The sequence below is a fragment of the Bradyrhizobium sp. Rc3b genome (genome assembly GCF_900114915.1).
Classification (GTDB): Bacteria; Pseudomonadota; Alphaproteobacteria; order Rhizobiales; family Xanthobacteraceae; genus Bradyrhizobium.
The window spans coordinates 33656-50000 of sequence record NZ_FOUS01000009.1 but is presented as its reverse complement, the minus strand read 5'-3'; the positions used below and the strand labels follow the sequence as shown (position 1 = coordinate 50000).

General features: G+C 61.1%; 14 protein-coding genes and 3 pseudogenes. 8 read left to right on the top strand and 9 right to left on the bottom strand.

Annotated features, from left to right (window positions below):
- Positions 1-803, bottom strand: a pseudogene (locus BM190_RS21600) (cysteine desulfurase family protein).
- A 1078-nt stretch (positions 804-1881) separates the two neighbouring features.
- Between BM190_RS21600 and BM190_RS21595 the strand changes: the two are divergent.
- Entirely contained in the window at positions 1882-4899 is a 3018-nt protein-coding gene (locus tag BM190_RS21595) for an adenylate/guanylate cyclase domain-containing protein (protein ID WP_244550694.1), read from the top strand.
- Between the two features lie 179 nt (positions 4900-5078).
- Positions 5079-5486 (top strand): cytochrome P450 family protein, encoded by a 408-nt coding sequence (locus BM190_RS21590; protein WP_092258800.1) that lies wholly within the window; start codon positions 5079-5081, stop codon positions 5484-5486.
- 415 nt (positions 5487-5901) lie between these two features.
- On the opposite strand, the gene BM190_RS21585 is transcribed toward BM190_RS21590, so the two are convergent.
- The 8 genes and pseudogenes from BM190_RS21585 to BM190_RS21550 all read right to left on the bottom strand — a co-directional run bounded on the left by BM190_RS21585 (position 5902) and on the right by BM190_RS21550 (position 10284).
- Positions 5902-6378, bottom strand: a complete 477-nt coding sequence (locus BM190_RS21585) for a DUF2269 family protein (protein ID WP_092259296.1) — start codon at positions 6376-6378, stop codon at positions 5902-5904.
- Positions 6378-7655 (bottom strand): SDR family oxidoreductase, encoded by a 1278-nt coding sequence (locus BM190_RS21580; protein WP_092258796.1) that lies wholly within the window; start codon positions 7653-7655, stop codon positions 6378-6380. Before BM190_RS21580 ends, BM190_RS21585 begins: the two co-directional genes overlap by 1 nt.
- Positions 7656-7677: 22 nt before the next feature.
- Positions 7678-8232 (bottom strand): hypothetical protein, encoded by a 555-nt coding sequence (locus BM190_RS21575; RefSeq protein ID WP_092258792.1) that lies wholly within the window; start codon positions 8230-8232, stop codon positions 7678-7680.
- Positions 8233-8305: 73 nt separating this feature from the next.
- Entirely contained in the window at positions 8306-8383 is a 78-nt protein-coding gene (locus tag BM190_RS21570) for a hypothetical protein (RefSeq protein WP_244550709.1), read from the bottom strand.
- A gap of 445 nt (positions 8384-8828) precedes the next feature.
- Complete coding sequence (locus tag BM190_RS21560) at positions 8829-9026, bottom strand: hypothetical protein (protein WP_092258786.1); 198 nt, start codon at positions 9024-9026, stop codon at positions 8829-8831.
- Positions 9027-9177: 151 nt separating this feature from the next.
- Entirely contained in the window at positions 9178-9417 is a 240-nt protein-coding gene (locus tag BM190_RS21555; RefSeq protein WP_092258783.1) for a hypothetical protein, read from the bottom strand.
- A 197-nt stretch (positions 9418-9614) separates the two neighbouring features.
- A pseudogene (locus BM190_RS41180) lies at positions 9615-9730 on the bottom strand (NAD(P)-dependent oxidoreductase); the annotation flags it as partial.
- Between the two features lie 87 nt (positions 9731-9817).
- Positions 9818-10284, bottom strand: a pseudogene (locus tag BM190_RS21550) (metallophosphoesterase family protein).
- Positions 10285-10780: 496 nt separating this feature from the next.
- Here BM190_RS21550 and coxB point away from each other — a divergent pair.
- The 6 genes from coxB to BM190_RS21520 all read left to right on the top strand — a co-directional run bounded on the left by coxB (position 10781) and on the right by BM190_RS21520 (position 16310).
- Positions 10781-11671, top strand: coding sequence for a cytochrome c oxidase subunit II (coxB, locus tag BM190_RS21545; protein WP_244550693.1), 891 nt, complete (start codon positions 10781-10783; stop codon positions 11669-11671).
- A gap of 2 nt (positions 11672-11673) precedes the next feature.
- Positions 11674-13581, top strand: a complete 1908-nt coding sequence (ctaD, locus tag BM190_RS21540) for a cytochrome c oxidase subunit I (protein WP_177237235.1) — start codon at positions 11674-11676, stop codon at positions 13579-13581.
- Positions 13578-14177, top strand: coding sequence for a cytochrome c oxidase subunit 3 (locus BM190_RS21535; RefSeq protein WP_092258772.1), 600 nt, complete (start codon positions 13578-13580; stop codon positions 14175-14177). The genes ctaD and BM190_RS21535 overlap by 4 nt, the downstream gene beginning before the upstream one ends.
- Positions 14174-14527, top strand: a complete 354-nt coding sequence (locus BM190_RS21530) for a hypothetical protein (protein WP_092258769.1) — start codon at positions 14174-14176, stop codon at positions 14525-14527. The genes BM190_RS21535 and BM190_RS21530 overlap by 4 nt, the downstream gene beginning before the upstream one ends.
- Positions 14515-15438 carry a cytochrome c oxidase assembly protein gene (locus BM190_RS21525; RefSeq protein ID WP_092258765.1) on the top strand — a complete coding sequence of 308 codons (924 nt, stop codon included), beginning with the start codon at positions 14515-14517 and terminating at the stop codon, positions 15436-15438. Before BM190_RS21530 ends, BM190_RS21525 begins: the two co-directional genes overlap by 13 nt.
- Before the next feature lie 83 nt (positions 15439-15521).
- Positions 15522-16310 carry a GlcG/HbpS family heme-binding protein gene (locus tag BM190_RS21520; RefSeq protein ID WP_092258761.1) on the top strand — a complete coding sequence of 263 codons (789 nt, stop codon included), beginning with the start codon at positions 15522-15524 and terminating at the stop codon, positions 16308-16310.
- Positions 16311-16345 lie beyond the last annotated feature (35 nt).

Here is a 16345-nt window from a genome sequence, read left to right as displayed (position 1 = left end):
TCAGACCGCCGCGTTCGTAGACAGGCGTGCGACAACTTGGTCGATCTCGTCGACCGTCGTGTGCCTTCCCAGGCTGAAGCGGATCGCGCCCATTCCAGTCCTTTCGGGCACGCGCATGGCCGCGAGAACCGGTGAGAGTTCGATCTGACCCGAATGGCACGCCGAACCTGTCGACGCTGCGACATCGCGTAGCTGGGCCAGGATGTCCGCGCCTATTCTGCCAACGAACGACACGTTGAGGGTATTGGGCAAGCGATGCGTGGGATGGCCGTTGAGCGCGACGCCTTCACCGAACCTGTCTTGCAGAGCCTGCCATAAACGCTCGCGCAGAACTTGGACGTGGTTTATGGGGACAATATCCGCGGCCAGCGCACAGGCCGCCCCAAGCCCGACTACCAACAGCGCGCTCTCGGTTCCGGCGCGTCGGCCCGATTCGTGACCGGCACCGTGGATCAACGGCTCAAGCTCGAGGCCTCGCCTGACATACAGCGCGCCTACGCCCTTTGGGGCGTAGAGCTTATGACCGGCGATCGTCAGCATATCGACACGAGCTCGTCCACCTTGGTCGGAATTTTTCCGACCGATTGAGCAGCGTCGGTGTGGAAACGGATCCCGTGCTGCCGCGCGATTGCGGCAATTTCCGCGATGGGCTGTATGGTGCCGACTTCGTTGTTGGCGTGCATGATGCTGATCAACAGCGTCTGCGGAGTAATGGCGCGCCGCACGTCCTCCGGATCGACCAGGTCTCCCCGGTGAGCATTACGAAGATAGCTAATTAGCTTTGCGGCATCGATTATTTGCATCCCACCGAATTAGTGCTTGTCGAAGGGCGAAAGCCCGAGACATCCCCCGGACGCGAGCCCCCCGTGGCCTCGACCAACGCAAAGCTTCGCAAACCCCAGATAGCCCGTTGGTCGGTCAGGATATCCAGCAATCCAGCTAAGAATGCGCCTCGGTTGTGGTGCGGCGCACACTTCCCAACCAATGGCATTGCCGCCTATGCGCTCGCGATTTCGGCAGGCCAGCCACATGACCCATTTGACGCAGCTCCCGTGGGACCTCAAGAAGTCGGAGGCCGTAGGTAAGGGCTTATAAGAGCGCCCCTAGAAACATTGAGTTTTTTGGTAACCGCTGCGCGTCTCGGACCATCGGTCTTGCCGGATGCACTCAGCAACTTACTCTTTTCAATCGTTGGTAGAAGCGTATATTGTCGCTGGTTGATCCAAGGGAGCCTCCTTATGTTCGGATCATACCTCTCGCGCCAGGGAATGGTCGACGGTCTTGCGGTCGGAGTAAGCATGCCCCCGCGACAATCTCGTTAGAGACGTTCAACAGCAGCGCTTGTGCTCGATCCGCACGAAAGGTAGACGGGCTATATTTCTTGGTCCGCTTACATTTATGGGCATCGGAGAATGTTCGTAATCTATTGAAAGTTAAACGGCTCGAATTTCGTCGAACGAAAACGCGCTGGGCTCTCCCGCTATTGCGCCCTGTGCAGGTTCGCTCTCGCGAAGTCCGAAATGCATCATCTCTTTTGAGCATCGGGGAACGTTGAGAGATTCCGTGATTGCGCTCTGATGCCTAGGCTGCCGATGAACAGCCAATAGAAGACCACACGACCGAGAATCTCCTGGAGGAAACGATGATCACGCCCATGCGCCTCCGTTTTTTCGTTGAAGCCCTCGATGAGTATGCCCAGCCATGACCACGTGTCCCGTTTGCTCAACCAGCGTCGCCCGCAAGCACCGGTACTGCCCGCAATGCGGCGCCAGCCTCAAAGGTACCGCCGAAAAGCCTTCTCCGCTCCCACCTCCCGGCGGATCGGCTCGCGATCAGTCATCTCTTCGACGACAGCATCGCTCCAGGTCGCGGACAGCGCAGATGTTGACGGAGAACAAGCAGGTGAGCGCCCTGTTCGTCGACGTGTGCGACTCGACCTCCCTGTTGCAGCATGTAGACCCGGAAGAGGCTCGGGAATACCTCGGCAAGGCACTCGACCAACTCGTCGACGCGGTCGAAACCTTTGGAGGCACCATCAGCCAATTGCTCGGGGACGGTCTTGTTGCGTTATTCGGTGCTCCGTTGGCGCAGGAAGATCATGCCTTGCGGGCCTGCATGGCTGGGCTCAAGATGCAGCGGGCCACCATTCCCGGCTACGAAGCGCGCGGCGTCCCCAGCCCCAAGATTCGCATCGGCATCAACTCCGGTGAGGTGCTGGTAGGCATCGTCGGGCAGTACCAGTGGTCACACTACGGGGCGGACGGCAAGACCATCCACATCGCGTCGCGGCTGGAGAAGTTGGCGCCCCCGGGCGGCATACTGATTAGCGCCTCGACGCAACGCCTGGTAGCGCAGCAGATCGACACGCGGCCAGTCGGGGAGCGCACTGTACGAGGATTGGCTGCCCGGATCGAGCTCCATGAAATCGTAGTCGGAACCGAAAGTTCGGCGGCCGCGCCTTTGACGAGAAAGCAGCGATGGGCGCCTCTCGTCGGACGCGAAGGTTCATTGCAGGTGTTGGAGGGGGCCGTCGCGACGGCTCAAAAGGGCGAGATGTGCTTGATCGCACTACGAGGCGATGCGGGGATCGGGAAGTCCCGACTGATCGCCGACTGGACGGGCGCGCTCTTGACCCAGGGTGTGGACGTTTGCATCACCCAGGCTTGGGGATATGCGAGCTCGAGAGCTTACAGCACCGCCGCCGACCTGATCGCGAGCATGATCGGCCTGCCCCGAACTGGCGTGACCGAAGTGAAGCAAATTGCGATGCAGGCCCTGGTCGCGAAGTGGCCCGCCGAAGGTGCAGAGCATCTGGCCGCGGTGAGTGACCTGCTCGGACTGGAAGCGCCAGCAGAAGCATGGCTGGCACTGAATCCGTCACAAAGGCGGCGCCGCATCGGCGACGCCCTGCTGTGGCTCGTCCGCCGTCGTCTGCAGGCAGGCCTTTTCGTGCTGGTGCTCGAGGATGTCTTCCTGGCCGATCGCGAAAGCCAGCGGCTGTTCGAGGCTTTGCTTCCCAAGCTCCAGGGGCTTCGGATCTTGGTCTGTGTCAGCTATCGGCCGGATTTCCAGCATGAATGGGGAAAGGCTCCGTGGTTCGCAGAACATCTGGTCGGCCCCCTGCGAGACGGCGAGATGCTCATCCTCGCCCGTGCTTTGCTCGGCGATGATCCTTCCGCGCGCGACGTGACCAGCGAGCTGATCCGTCGTGCCGACGGCAATCCCTTCTTTCTGGAGCAACTGGTCATCACGTTGATCGATGACGGATCGCTCGAAGGGATCCCGGGCGCATACCGTTTGCGAAGGCCTCTCGGAGAGTTGCGGGTCCCGGGCTCCATCGCCGCCGTGATCAGTGCGCGGGTCGACAGGCTGCCGGACGCCGCGAAGTCGGCACTGGAGGCCGCCAGCGTTCTGGGTGACCCCGTCACGCGGGAACTGATCGCGGACATGCAGGGGGTGAATCTTGCGCGTGCGGAAGAATTGCTAGGTCTTTGCTTCTCATCCGGGTTGCTGACGACACCCGATCAAGAGCGCAGTTCATCCAAGTCGTGCGCGTTCCTGTTCCGTCACGCACTGGTGCGGGATGTCGTGCTCGGAACCCTTACCCGCGGCCGCCTCAAGGCGCTGCACCGACAGGCCTTTCTGGTCTTGCATTCGCAACCAGGTGCTGGCGACGCGGATGCCGCGCCAGCGCTTGCTCATCACGCCTTCAAGGGCGAGGAATGGGAGCATGCCGCAAGATTCGCGGTCAGGTCGATGGTGCGCGCCATCTCGCGCTCAGCCAATCAGGAGGCCCTGCAACTGTTCGAGATGGGCGTTGAAGCATCCCGTCACGCCGGGGACGAGTCGACGGCACAAGCCCTGGAACTTGCGCTTCGGCTGGAAGCCATCGGCGCCATGATGGCGCTCGGGCAGATCGACGAGATCTTCAAGAACATGGAGCGCGCCGAAGCCATCGCGGCCCAACTGAACGACCAACCCGCACGCGCATCGGTTTCGAACCAAACGGCGTTGTTTCTCTGGATGCGCGGGCGCTTCAACCAAAGTCTGCAACACGCTTCACGAGGGCTGGACGCCGCCCGCCTTGCGCAACGGCGCCACATGATGATGGGGGCGCATCAGACACGCCTGATGAACTTTCACGCGCTCGGGCGGTATACCGAGGCAGCCGCGGAAGCCAGTATCGTGCTCGCCGACTACGAGCCCGAATTGGCCGAGCACTCTGTCCCACCCGGATGGGCTGCCATCCCGATCATCAGCGTGTACTCGTTCTATGCCAGCACGCTGTGGCGTCTCGGCGATCGCGGAGGTGGGCACAAAACTTGCGCGAAGGCCTATGAAATTCTATCGAACGTCAACCACCCGTACTCACGTGTACTGATCGACACTGTCCAGGGGCAGATCTGGATCGAGGAAGGGGAGCTCGACAAGGCGGAAGCTTTGCTCCGCGCGGCTGTGCAGCACTGCTTGACCTACAAGGTGCCGACTACGCTGGCCATGTGCACCGGAGTGCTCGGTAGCGCGCTCGCGCGCAATGGCAAAGCCTTCGAGGCTGCGGCACTGCTCGAAAGGGGCTTCGACGACCGCATCTACGACGCAGCCGGCACCTACGGCAGGACCTTCATGCGGATCGGCCTGGGTGTCGCCTATCGCACCATCGGAAGGCTGGAAGATGCAATCCGTGTCGGACGCAAGGCCGTCGACCAGGCCGACGAAGAGTACGGACACAAGACGGAAGCCCTTTTCGAGTTAGCCGAGACGCTGCGGAGTGCCGGCGATGCGCCAGACGCGGAGGACTGCTTCATTCAGACCTACGAGGCGGCACGTCGGTTGGGAATGCCCTACTACGAGAAGCGTGCGGCAGCAGCCCTCGCGCATCGCCGCTACGACCAAGCATGAGAGCCTCGAACAGCCAACCCGACGCTTTGCCGCCGGGCGTACGCCGCCTCTCCTATGGACTCTTTTGTTGGCTGAATCGTCACATCATCGTCTGCCCGGAATCGGCGCAATGCTTCGGTGTTGGCCTTTCGTGGGCGGATGGTGCGGCGTAGCGGCGCGCCAGCGCCGTCAGAGATGTGATGACGAGGCCACGAAGCTTCTCGAACACCGCCCATGCGCCCAACCTGACTTCCGGCCACTATCTGATCGCCATGGAACCCGGCCCCACCTACGATGCCGACAAGATTTTGCTTGATGCGCGGCTGAACGCATTGAAGCCGACGCTGCCAGAAACTCAGCGACTGGTCACGCATCTGAAAGCGCACGTGACCGGCAAGCCATTCGATCTCATCGAAGACTGTCTGATGTGGATCGTGTTTCGCGCGATGGATCCGCTGTTCGGTTCGGCCACCAACAGGGTGGCGGCGGGCGCGCATGGGAGCGTCCACGATCCCGGACTGAAGAAACAATATCTCACGGAGATCGGGTACGTCGCGGGACAATGGCTGGCCGGCGATTTGGCCCAAACATCGTCCGCTTCGAGCTAAGAGCTTTGGGTCGGGTAAACCGTTGCCTCCCGCAGCAAAGGTCATCTTCGCACGTGGTTGCTGGTTCGAGAGGCGTGTCGCACACTTCGGTGCCTCGCTCATCCTGTACCTCGACCGGACCCTTGGTGAGGTGCCAAGCCTTCGCGGCCGCGTAGGTTCCTACCGCCTCCCCTCCCCCTCGATAGGCATTGCGATCAACACGCTAGCGCCGCTGCCGCGCGGCTCTATTCCTCGCGATCAAGAAGCTGGCGAATGTCGAGAAAAACCGGGTGAGTCCCTCGTCGGCAGCCGTGTTGTCGGGCGGCCCAATGGTCGTGATGCCCCAGTGCCAGGTCTGCGCGTGTCGCGGCGGCTGCAGCAAATTGGCATAGAAAAACCGAAATCCTGAGTCTAGCTCGGCAATTGCTCCCATCTTTCAAAAAACCGCAGGTTGGGGTTTGGCTATCATCAGCCAGAGTATAGCGGCTACGGCAGTGAACGCTGGAATGCCGAAGGCGAACCACAGCCAAAACATTCGGTGATATTCAGGCGGCAAAGGCGAGCCTTTTGCCGCTGCGATTGAGGCAAGATCCCTCAGGCGGATTTGCATCCAAACAACGGGCAGCCATAGTGCCCCCGTGATGAGATACAGCACGATCGACCAAATGATCCATCCTTCCCAGAAGGAGTAGCCGACGTGCAGCACAAGCAGCGAGCCTGTGACGGGCTGTGCAACGACAGCGGTGGCTGTGAAGATAAAATCCGCAATCACGACAATTCGGGCGACGCCCGCGATGACGGAGGGCTTTCCGCCGAGGTGAGCTGCAAGCATGAAAAACGCAATGCCGGATCCTGTGCCAAGTAAGACCGCAGCGCCGACGATATGTAAGTATTTGAGAACGAAGTACAGCATCATCGATCTTCAAGAACAGCTAGCGCGGCGAAATGCAGGACGATAATCGGCCAGATTTTCAACATCGGCCCCAGAGGATCGGCCCATAGGCGCGGCACAAGGATGGTCCCGATGATCGCGTAAGTGAAGGAGATCGCGATGGCGGCATAGAGCCCGTACCGGCTGGTTGGTCGATAGGCAATCGCGAGTCCAATCAGCAGATCGGATAATGCGCCGGCGATCACCGTGAGCGCCGCACTCGTTCCTTCGACACCGCCCTCGCCCATGAGACCCAGACCGTAGCCCCAGCCCGGCCCCAGCGAGACAAAGGCGGTCGAGATCCAGAATAGAGACAACACGATAAATATCGCTGGTTTAAGCAAGTACATCCGCGCAAACCAGCGTTCCTGCACTGAAGCTGGTTCGGAGGCGAAGAACTCCGGAAGCCCTTTTGGATGCAGCCCAAGCCGCCGCATGTCTCCAACATCGCCGACCGCGCCTCGCCTAATCTCCCGCTCGGCAGTGCTCCGTACGGGAGGCCGCCAGCCCAAAAGCGATAGAATGTCACCGAACTTGTACATCACGCTTGAAGCAAAGTTCGGCAAGCGGATCTCGTGCGCCGGAGGCCAACGGTACCAACGGCGGATCAGTGCGATGACTTCGGGGAAAGAATGGAGATGCGGGCCGACCAGTTCGACAATTGTCCGTGTGGGCGCACCGGGCTCCAGAAAATGCTGCACGGTTTGCACGACGTCCTCAAGCAGGACGATCTGGAGCTGTCCCGTGTTCGGCATCACCGGCAAAGCCGGAAGGGCTGCCAGGCCCCGCATGAGCGCGCTGGCCCCATAGGCCGCCCGACCGATCACGACAGACGGTCGCAAGATGATCCAGTCGAGGTCACGGCCCATCAGGGCCTTGTCGCCAGATAATTTGGTTTCTGAAAACGCGCTGGGAGTTTGCCGGTCTACCCCGATTGCGGAGAAATGGATGACGCGGCGGATTTTGAGTTGCTCACAGGCGGCAAAAAGATTCGCAATGCCCTGATGATGGACCATTGACGTGGAATCCTTTGGGCTATCTTGGAGTACCCCGGCGCAATTCACTACGGCCTCTACGCCATCGAGGTGGGGCAGCCAATAAGACGGAGACGTTGCCTGGTTAAGGTCGACCGAGATAGCACTCGGACCCCCAAAATCCACGCTTCTACTCATAGAAACAATTGAATGGCCGCGCGAGGATAGGTAAGCCACGATCGCGGATCCCAATAGTCCTGTTCCTCCGATGACAGCAACCTTCATTGATGGTCCTCCGCGTTCGGAGCTAAGCCCTGTTCCGCGATCGCAAACCTCGAGCGAATTCCTCCATATAGGGAAGGACTTCAAACAGCAGGACTGCGAATAAGAATGCAGCCACGTAGGTCCAGGGTAATGGCTCTCGCTTCAAGACGAGTTCGTAGCGTGCGGGCTCAGACCCCATCCCCCAGAGGCTAAGGAATTGCGGCCAGTTCAAGATAATTACGATGACCATCGCCATGAGGGGCATCAGTTCAAGAAAACTATGGACCTGCTGTTCGATGGGCGTGATGAGCCGCTTATGGCTAGCGAATGTTGTGTCCCAGAGGGCTGTCAGCTGATGCGTAACAAAGCCCGCGATCATAGTCGCGATAATAAGAGCGTTAATCTCCAAAAAAATCGCCGCCAGCATAGGTATCGCCAGCTCGATCAACATCAATAGATGAAGCAGAGTTTCCTTATAACCGCTCGTTATCTCAATCCGAGAAGCGCGATGGCAAAGGTAATCAGCAAAGCCGGCCAATAGCCAAAGGGGCAGCACAAAGTACAGCAATATGGTTTCGGCTGCTGCGAAATGAGACATTCGGTAAGCGCTCTCCTCTCTACAGGCTGTTCTCTACAGGCTGTCTGGGGTGCCGAGGAGTTATGACTTGTCCTCATTTCGCAACTCCTGGTCCGCCAACTGCCAGAATTCTTCGTCGCCTGCCTTCAGGTTTGCCTTTCCGCTCCCATATTTCATAGGTGCGCTTCTCGATTTCCTTTTCGGTCCGGTTGGGTCACCACGACTTCCTGCAACTCTGTGGGGGATCGTGGGTTGAGTATCGGCTAATCGCGACCACTTCGACAGTTTGCGCCAGCGATGCGCTGGGCCATCTGCTGCCGAAGCTCTGTATTTTCACTCGCCGGGGCGAATCCCTCCTCCGCTGATAAGCACGACAAGTCCGCGAGGTTCCTTCGCTGAATCAACGCGGCGAGCGCGGCTTGCGTGATCGAGAACAGTATTGGCGCTCCCCCGTACAGGACGACGATCCACAACCCGATGCTATGAGGAGCGGCCCCATTGCAGCCGAGATCGTGACAGCGTTCTCACTGATTGCGGAAGGCGCCCTTGCTGGCGCGGTCCCCAAGGGAGTTCTTCCTCGTCTTTCAGTTCGGGTCTCGAAACGGCGTAGCGCGCGTTCACTTGCTGGATGAGGTCGAGCCCGTCGTGACGCTCGGGGCGTTGTTCGGAGTCGTAGTGGTGGTCTGATGACCGACATCGCGTCCATTGTAGAAGAAGACGGCCGCGACGACCGCGATGACGAAGATTGCGCCGACCATCCAGCCGACTGCGCTGTTCTGCCGTGACCGAACGATGGTCTGGTCGTTTTGATCCATGCTGTTCTCCCTGACTGCCTCGAAAACATGTCGCCGGGAGAGATGTTCCTAACTCGGCTTGCTCGGTCGTGGCACAACGATCTACCGATCGAAGACGCATCGGTTCGCCGCCCGGCGAGCGACAGGATGCAGTCGACGATGCATCGGATGCCTAGCGTCGGCGCGCGACCATAACGCCGATCACGAATGCCGCGGCCAGGGACCGGAGCGGTGCGGCCATGGCGATGTCCCGCAGTTGCTGGGCGATGAGCGCTGTGGCTGCCTTCGCAGGTGGTCCATGCCGCGGCGTTTCCGCTCTCCGGGCGCCGGTTGCTGCCGAGGCGTTTCCAACGCTGGGATCATCAGAAAGGCCGGATGCTTCGGTCATTGCGGAAGCGTCTTTCAGGTCCATGGGAAACCTCGTGTGGCAGGTTCGAAGCAACCGTTCCCTGTCCGTGCGGTTCCTATCGATCGGCTTGCAGCAATAAAAGCGCGAAAACAACCCGATGCACAGTAACCGGGGACAATGGAATCAATGGATTGGCGGCCGTCCGCGACATCCCTCGGTTTTTTCGAATCCAGCTTGGCTCGTCGGGCAAATACCCCTACCGCAAGCTCGGAGGGCTTTCCGGCGCGCTGCATCGGCACCTGCTTGCCGAAATTTTTGACGGAGTTCTCCGGCACGGTCGACGAAATGAGGGGGGCCAGATCGGCCCGGGAGCGGCTCCGGAGTTTACGCCGATAACGGAAGGCGACCGCAAGCGTTCCTGACCTGAAGTCACACCTCTTGGTCCAAGCGCCCGATGTCGCCGCTAGGACCCACCGAGCGTGTGCACGATCGGTCGAAGCTCGCCGCTCTCGTCGAGATCGAGCGTCGCAAGCCTGATCGGGAGCTTGAAGCGTCGCGGCCGGCGCTCCCGGGGTTGAGATAAAGAACCCCGTCAATCGTCTTGACGCTCGCCCGGTGCGAATGACCGCAAATCACGGCAGCGGCGCCCTCAGGCGCAGGTTTGCTCCCGAGTTCGTTCAGATCATGCAGGATGTAGAAGTCGTACCGGCAGAGACGCACGGTCTCCGCATCCCGATAGTCCCGCGCCCAATCGCCGATATCGACATTCCCCCGAATCGCGGTGACAGGCGCAATCCTGCGAAGCCCTTCGAGCACCTGCTCGGCACCGATATCGCCGGCATGAATGATATGCGCGACTCCGTTAAGGCAATGCGCCACCTCTGGCCGTAGGAGCCCGTGCGTCTCCGAGATGACCCCAATTCTGATCACAGCACTCTCCTGACACCCCGCCGCGTTCCCGCGCTTAGGAACCACGGCAGCATGCTCGCAGTTTGCGCCGTAGCGAACGCCCAGCTTGACCGTAACATCGAAGCAACGCAACGCCGCGATGATCCACAAAAGCTGATGGCAAGGTGATCGAACGCGGAGGACGATATATGTTCGAAGACCTTCGCGCGATCGCCCAGCCCGGAGCGATGATTGCCATAGTCCTTGTCTTGCTCCTGATGGCCGTGGCTGACGGGGCAATCTTCATCGCAGCCAGGGGCTGGCCCTTCTGACTCGAGAAACCGGCCGCCTCGCTGCAATAGGAACCTTCATAGGTTTGACCGGTTCGCCCTCCAACAAGGGAGCACGGCGAACATCGATGCCTGTCCGGATGCGAACGGCTCTGGTGCCATTTGCGACGTTGCCGCTGGCCGCTTGCGCCGGCCGGCAGTCGGCGCTCGATCCGCAGGGACTTCAATCCAACCACATTCTCCAGACTTTGTTCATCTTCCTGATTGTCGCAGCTGTCGTCTGGACCGCAGTCGTCGTCGTGCTGTGCGTCGGCCTGCTGCGCCGAAAGCGCTCGGCCGTCCAGCCCCTCGCGCTGCACCAGGGCTTTGAACGGACCAGTGGTCACGTCGTCTTCGGGTTGGGGCTCGCCACCCTCATCATCGTGCTCGGTCTCTCGATCGTCAGCTACGCTGGCCAGCGCACCGTGTTCGCCAAGAACGAGCATGCGCTCACCCTCAAGATCATCGGGCATCAATGGTGGTGGGAAGTTCGTTACGAGGACGATAGCCCCCATCAGAGCTTCGTGACCGCGAACGAAATCCGCATTCCGACCGGCCAGCCGGTGAAAGTCGAGCTTGAATCCGCCGACGTGATCCACAGCTTCTGGGTGCCGAGCCTGACCGGAAAGATGGATCTGATCACAGGGCAGAAGAACGAGCTTCAATTCACCGCGAAAAACGCCGGCGTCTATCGCGGCCAGTGTGCTGAGTTCTGCGGCCTTCAGCACGCCCATATGGCCTTCGCCGTCTTCGCTTTATTGCCCGATGAGTACGGGCGCTGGCGGGATCATGAAAACCAGAGCGGCACCAGCCCGACCGACCCGCTCGGCAAGCAGGGCGAGCAGCTGTTTCGCGCAAGAGGCTGCGCGCTCTGCCATACGATCCGCGGCACGCTCGCCGGCGGCCAGCTCGGCCCAGATCTCACGCATATCGGCAGCCGGACGACGGTCGCAGCCGGAACGCTGCCGATGTCCTCGGCTGCCCTCGGCGCCTGGATTGCCGATCCGCAGCACATCAAACCCGGAAACAACATGCCGAGGATGCCGCTGCAGTCGGGCGAGCTCATCGCGATCATTCATTATCTGGAGCAGCTCAAGTGAGCATGGTGGCCGAGCAACGCGAGTTGCGTGATGACTCGCTGAATGGCCTTCAGCTTTCGACGCGCATGGACAGCATCTGGCGCACGCCATCCGGCTTTTCCGGCGCGCTGATGTCGGTAGATCATAAGGTCGTGGGACGCCGCTACATCGTCACGGCATTCGCATTTCTGCTGCTCGGCGGAATTCTCGCGGTGCTCATGCGCGTCCAACTTGCCAAACCCGAGAGCACGTTTCTCTCGGCGGACAAGTACAACCAGATCTTCACCATGCACGGCTCGACGATGATGTTCCTGTTCGCCGTGCCTGTGATGGAGGCCTTCGCCGTCTACCTCGTGCCGCTGATGGTTGGAACCCGGAACATCGCTTTCCCACGTCTGAACGCCTTCAGCTACTGGATGTTCTTGTTCGGAGGCTGCTTCCTCTGGTTGTCATTCGCCCTTAACGTGGGGCCGGATGTCGGCTGGTTCGCCTATGTCCCGCTGTCCTCGTTGCAGTACACACCGACCAAACGGCCCGACGTCTGGGCGCAAATGATCACTTTCACTGAAGTGGCTGCGCTTGCGGTCTCCGTCGAGATCGTCGTGACCGTCTTCAAGCAGCGCGCGCCCGGCATGACGCTCGACCGTATTCCCCTCTTCGTCTGGGCGATGCTGGTCACCAGCTTCCTGGTGATGTTCGCCATGCCATCCATCATGGTCGCATCGACCTCGCTGATCCTCGACCGCCTCGTCAACACGCGCTTTTACGATTCCTCGTCGGGCGGGCATCCCCTGCTCTGGCAGCATCTGTTCTGGTTTTTCGGCCATCCCGAGGTCTACATCATCTTCATCCCCGGCACCGGCATGGTCTCGGCGATCCTCGCAACGTTTGCCCGACGTCCCGTAGTCGGCTACCCTGTCGTCATCCTCTCGCTGATCGCAACGGGCTTCCTGTCGTTCGGCCTGTGGGTCCACCACATGTTTGTCACGGGCTTGCCGCAGCTCGGCGCCGGCCTGTTCACGGCTTCCAGCATGCTGATCGCGGTGCCCAGCGGCCTGCAGATCTTCTGCTGGCTGGCCACGCTCTGGGACGGTCGCCCGGTCTACCGCACGCCGCTTCTGTTCGTGATCGGATTCATATTGATCTTCGTCATGGGTGGATTGTCGGGCGTGATGGTCGCCTCGGTACCGATCGACACCCAGGTGCATGACACCTATTTCGTCGTCGCCCACTTCCATTATGTCCTAATCGGCGGCGCCGTCTTCCCGCTGATCGGGGCCGTTTATTATTGGTTTCCTAAGATCTCCGGCCGGATGCTCAGCGAGAGGCTGGGACGCTGGAATTTCTGGCTCGCCTTTGTCGGCTTCAACGTCGCATTTTTCCCGATGCACATCCTCGGACTGATCGGGATGCCGCGGCGCGTCTACACTTACACCGCGGATATGGACTGGGCGCATTTGAACCTACTCTCCAGCGGCGGCGCCCTCATATTCGCGCTCAGCTTCGCGCTGCTGCTCGTCAACGTGATCCAGAGTCTTCGCAGCGGCACGCTGGCGGGAGACAATCCCTGGGATGCTTCGACTCTGGAATGGGCGACATCCTCACCCCCGCCGCCGCAGAATTTTGACCGCATTCCTGTCGTCAAGCATCGCGATCCCCTGTGGTTCGACACTGAGAGCATGCCGGTGGTCGCAGGTCTGAGTGTGGAACGCCGTGAGGTGCTGCTGACGTCGCTCGCCGAAGCAGAGCCGCAGGTCCGCGAGGCGTCTCCCGAACCGAGCATCTGGCCTCTGCTGACAGCCATCGCGACGACCGTCTTCTTCATCGGCTCGATCTTTACGCCGTGGGCCGTGCTGTGGGGCACCCCACCAATGGCGGTCGCCTTGATCGGCTGGTTCTGGCCCGCCGGCCACAAGGAGGACGAGGAGTGAGGCAGACCATCGTCCGCAATGTCGGCGACTTGCCGACCTATGGTTACGGTCCCCGAAGCGGTCCGTGGTGGGGCGCCATGGGCTTCATGGCGCTGGAGGGCATGGGGTTCGCCCTCGCCATCGGTGCCTATCTTTATCTCTACGCCGTCAACCCCAACTGGCCGATTGGCGCTCCCCCGCCCGATCTCTGGCCGGGCACGGCCGAGGTCATCGTCTATCTCCTCAGTATCATCCCCAACGAGATGACCAACCGCGCGGCGCACCGGCAGGATCTTGCCAGGGTACGCACAGGCTTGATCGTGATGTCGCTGATCGGTATCGCCCTGCTGGTGTTGCGCGGGTTCGAATTCGCCCATCTCAACACGCGCTGGGACAATTCCGCCTACGGATCGATCGTCTGGCTGATCCTCGGGCTGCACACGACACATCTCGTCACCGATCTCGGCGACACCGTGGTGCTGACGGTGCTGATGTTCACGCGGCACGCGAAGCCACGCAAGTTCAGCGACGTCACCGACAACGTGTTTTACTGGAACTTCGTCGTGCTGGCCTGGCTGCCGCTCTACGCGCTGCTCGACTGGGTACCACGCCTATGACCGATACGGAACGACATACGAAACTGCTTTATTGGGCCGGCGTCGCGCTCGGCCCCTTGGCTTGGGGTATCAACCTGCAGGGGATCTACACGCTCGCGCATTTCTCGTGCGAGTCGACCAGGTTCAGCGGTGCGATCATGAGCGCGGTGCTCGCCGGCATCGCCCTGGCCGGCACCGCGATATCCGCCCGTGCCGTCCGTCGTGGCGCCGGTGCGGAATGGAGCGATGCGCATGGCGGTGGCCCCCGGACGTTCATGGCCTGGCTCGGCGTCGGCTCCGGCGTTCTGTTCGCGCTGGTCATCGCGGACCAGCTCGCGGCCTCGCTGTTGATCAGCCCATGCCTGCGCTGAGCCTCTTGGCAATACTGCTCGGCCTGCTGGCAACGCCTGCGTCAGCGCACGGCATCTCCGAGGTCGACACAGGCTCGCTCTGGAGCTCCGATCCCTGGCTCCTGGCGCCGCTCTACGTCGTCGGTATTTCCTTCTACATCGGCACACAACGGCTCTGGCGCCATGCCGGCGGCGGCCGCGGCGTCAGCTTCCGTCAGGTCGGCGCCTTCTGGACCGGCTGGCTGATCGTCGCGCTCGCCCTCACCTCGCCGCTGCATTGGCTCGGCGAGCGCCTGTTCACCGCGCATATGATCGAGCACGAATTGCTGATGGTGGTCGGCGCGCCGCTGATGGCCTACGCGCGGATCAACGGGCCGGTGATGTGGAGCTTGCCCGCCTCGCTGCGTCCGGCTGCAGGTCGCTTCCTGAATTGGCCAATGGTAGCCAAGCCCTGGGCTGCCGTCAGCCATCCTGTCAGCGCGACGGCCCTGCATGGTTTGGCGCTCTGGGCTTGGCATGCGCCGCCGCTCTATGCAAGGGCGCTGGAAAGTACTGCTATTCACCGCCTTCAGCACATCAGCTTCTTTGCCACCGCGCTGTTGTTCTGGTGGGTGCTTTTCCATGGCCGCGGCGTCGGACGCAGCCTGCGGCTGCGGGACGGCATCGCGATCGCTTGCCTGTTCGTCACTGTCCTTCATTCCGGTGTGCTCGGAGCGCTGTTGACGCTGTCGACGCGCACATGGATTCCGGGCCAAGGCGCGCTTGCCGGCGAGTTCGACTTGTCTCCCCTGGAGGATCAGCAGCTCGCGGGCATTTTGATGTGGGTGCCCATGGGGATGCTCTACACCGGCGCTGCGCTGTTCTTCGCCTATCGGTGGCTCATCACGATTCCTGCGCGCTCCTCCATGCCGGTGGCCCGGCACGCCGGCTGAATCATGGACTCAGGGCGAACATAGGAACCGCAGCTGTGATGCAACGTTCGCCAGCTGACTCTCGACCATCGCGTGGAGGCCATATGGGCAAACCAACCGTCCGAGCGACCGTTATCATCGCGGCCGCCCTTGCGACGCTGCAAGGCGGAAGCGCGCAAGATCAGCCGCGCACAGGAATGTCGTGTCCGGTCGACCATGATCAGCTCGCGGACATCTTGAAGAAGAGCGTCAAGCCCGGCGGCGGTCCCAGCAATGGCGGCCTCGACAACAACGAGTGGGCTGCTGTCGTGAACCGGCAAGGCGTGGTCTGTGCCGTCGCCTATAGCGGCAGCAAGGTCGACGAGCAATGGCTCGGCAGCCGCGCCATCGCCGCCGAAAAGGCCAACACGGCGAACGCCTTCAGCCTGAAGGACAAGGCGATGGCGACCGCCAATCTCTATGCGGGCGCCCAGCCCGGCGGCTTCTTGTTCGGTGCGGCTCTCGGTAACCCGCCGTCTCCTGAGGTCATTTACGCGGGCACACCGGACGAATTCGGCACCGCTCATGATCCGATGGTTGGCAAGCCGGTCGGCGGCACGATCGTGTTCGGAGGCGGGCTGGCGCTCTACGACGGAAACGGCATCGCCGGCGCGCTCGGCGTCAGTGGCGACAGCTCCTGTGCGGATCACAATGTGGCCTGGCGCGTGCGCCACTTCCTCGGCCTCGATCACGTTCCGGCCGGCGTCAGCCCGAACATGAAAGATGCGATTATCTACGACATCGGTCCGGACGGCAAAAGCCCGTCGGGTTTCGGTCATCCCAAGTGCAATGGCAAGGAGGATCAGATTGCCGTCGACCTCGGCGCGGGCGTATCGGGAAATGTCGTGAGATAGCTCCCTCTCGAGCACTCAGGAACCAAGCACGCCCG

What these genes read in the sequence shown, in the direction of transcription:
- BM190_RS21595 (WP_244550694.1), top strand. Translation starts at nt 1,882, where the DNA reads ATGTTGACGGAGAACAAGCAGGTGAGCGCCCTGTTCGTCGACGTGTGC.
- BM190_RS21590 (WP_092258800.1), top strand. Translation starts at nt 5,079, where the DNA reads ATGACGAGGCCACGAAGCTTCTCGAACACCGCCCATGCGCCCAACCTG.
- BM190_RS21585 (WP_092259296.1), bottom strand. Translation starts at nt 6,378, where the DNA reads ATGCTGTACTTCGTTCTCAAATACTTACATATCGTCGGCGCTGCGGTC.
- BM190_RS21580 (WP_092258796.1), bottom strand. Translation starts at nt 7,655, where the DNA reads ATGAAGGTTGCTGTCATCGGAGGAACAGGACTATTGGGATCCGCGATC.
- BM190_RS21575 (WP_092258792.1), bottom strand. Translation starts at nt 8,232, where the DNA reads ATGTCTCATTTCGCAGCAGCCGAAACCATATTGCTGTACTTTGTGCTG.
- BM190_RS21560 (WP_092258786.1), bottom strand. Translation starts at nt 9,026, where the DNA reads ATGGATCAAAACGACCAGACCATCGTTCGGTCACGGCAGAACAGCGCA.
- BM190_RS21555 (WP_092258783.1), bottom strand. Translation starts at nt 9,417, where the DNA reads ATGGACCTGAAAGACGCTTCCGCAATGACCGAAGCATCCGGCCTTTCT.
- ctaD (WP_177237235.1), top strand. Translation starts at nt 11,674, where the DNA reads ATGGTGGCCGAGCAACGCGAGTTGCGTGATGACTCGCTGAATGGCCTT.
- BM190_RS21530 (WP_092258769.1), top strand. Translation starts at nt 14,174, where the DNA reads ATGACCGATACGGAACGACATACGAAACTGCTTTATTGGGCCGGCGTC.
- BM190_RS21525 (WP_092258765.1), top strand. Translation starts at nt 14,515, where the DNA reads ATGCCTGCGCTGAGCCTCTTGGCAATACTGCTCGGCCTGCTGGCAACG.
- BM190_RS21520 (WP_092258761.1), top strand. Translation starts at nt 15,522, where the DNA reads ATGGGCAAACCAACCGTCCGAGCGACCGTTATCATCGCGGCCGCCCTT.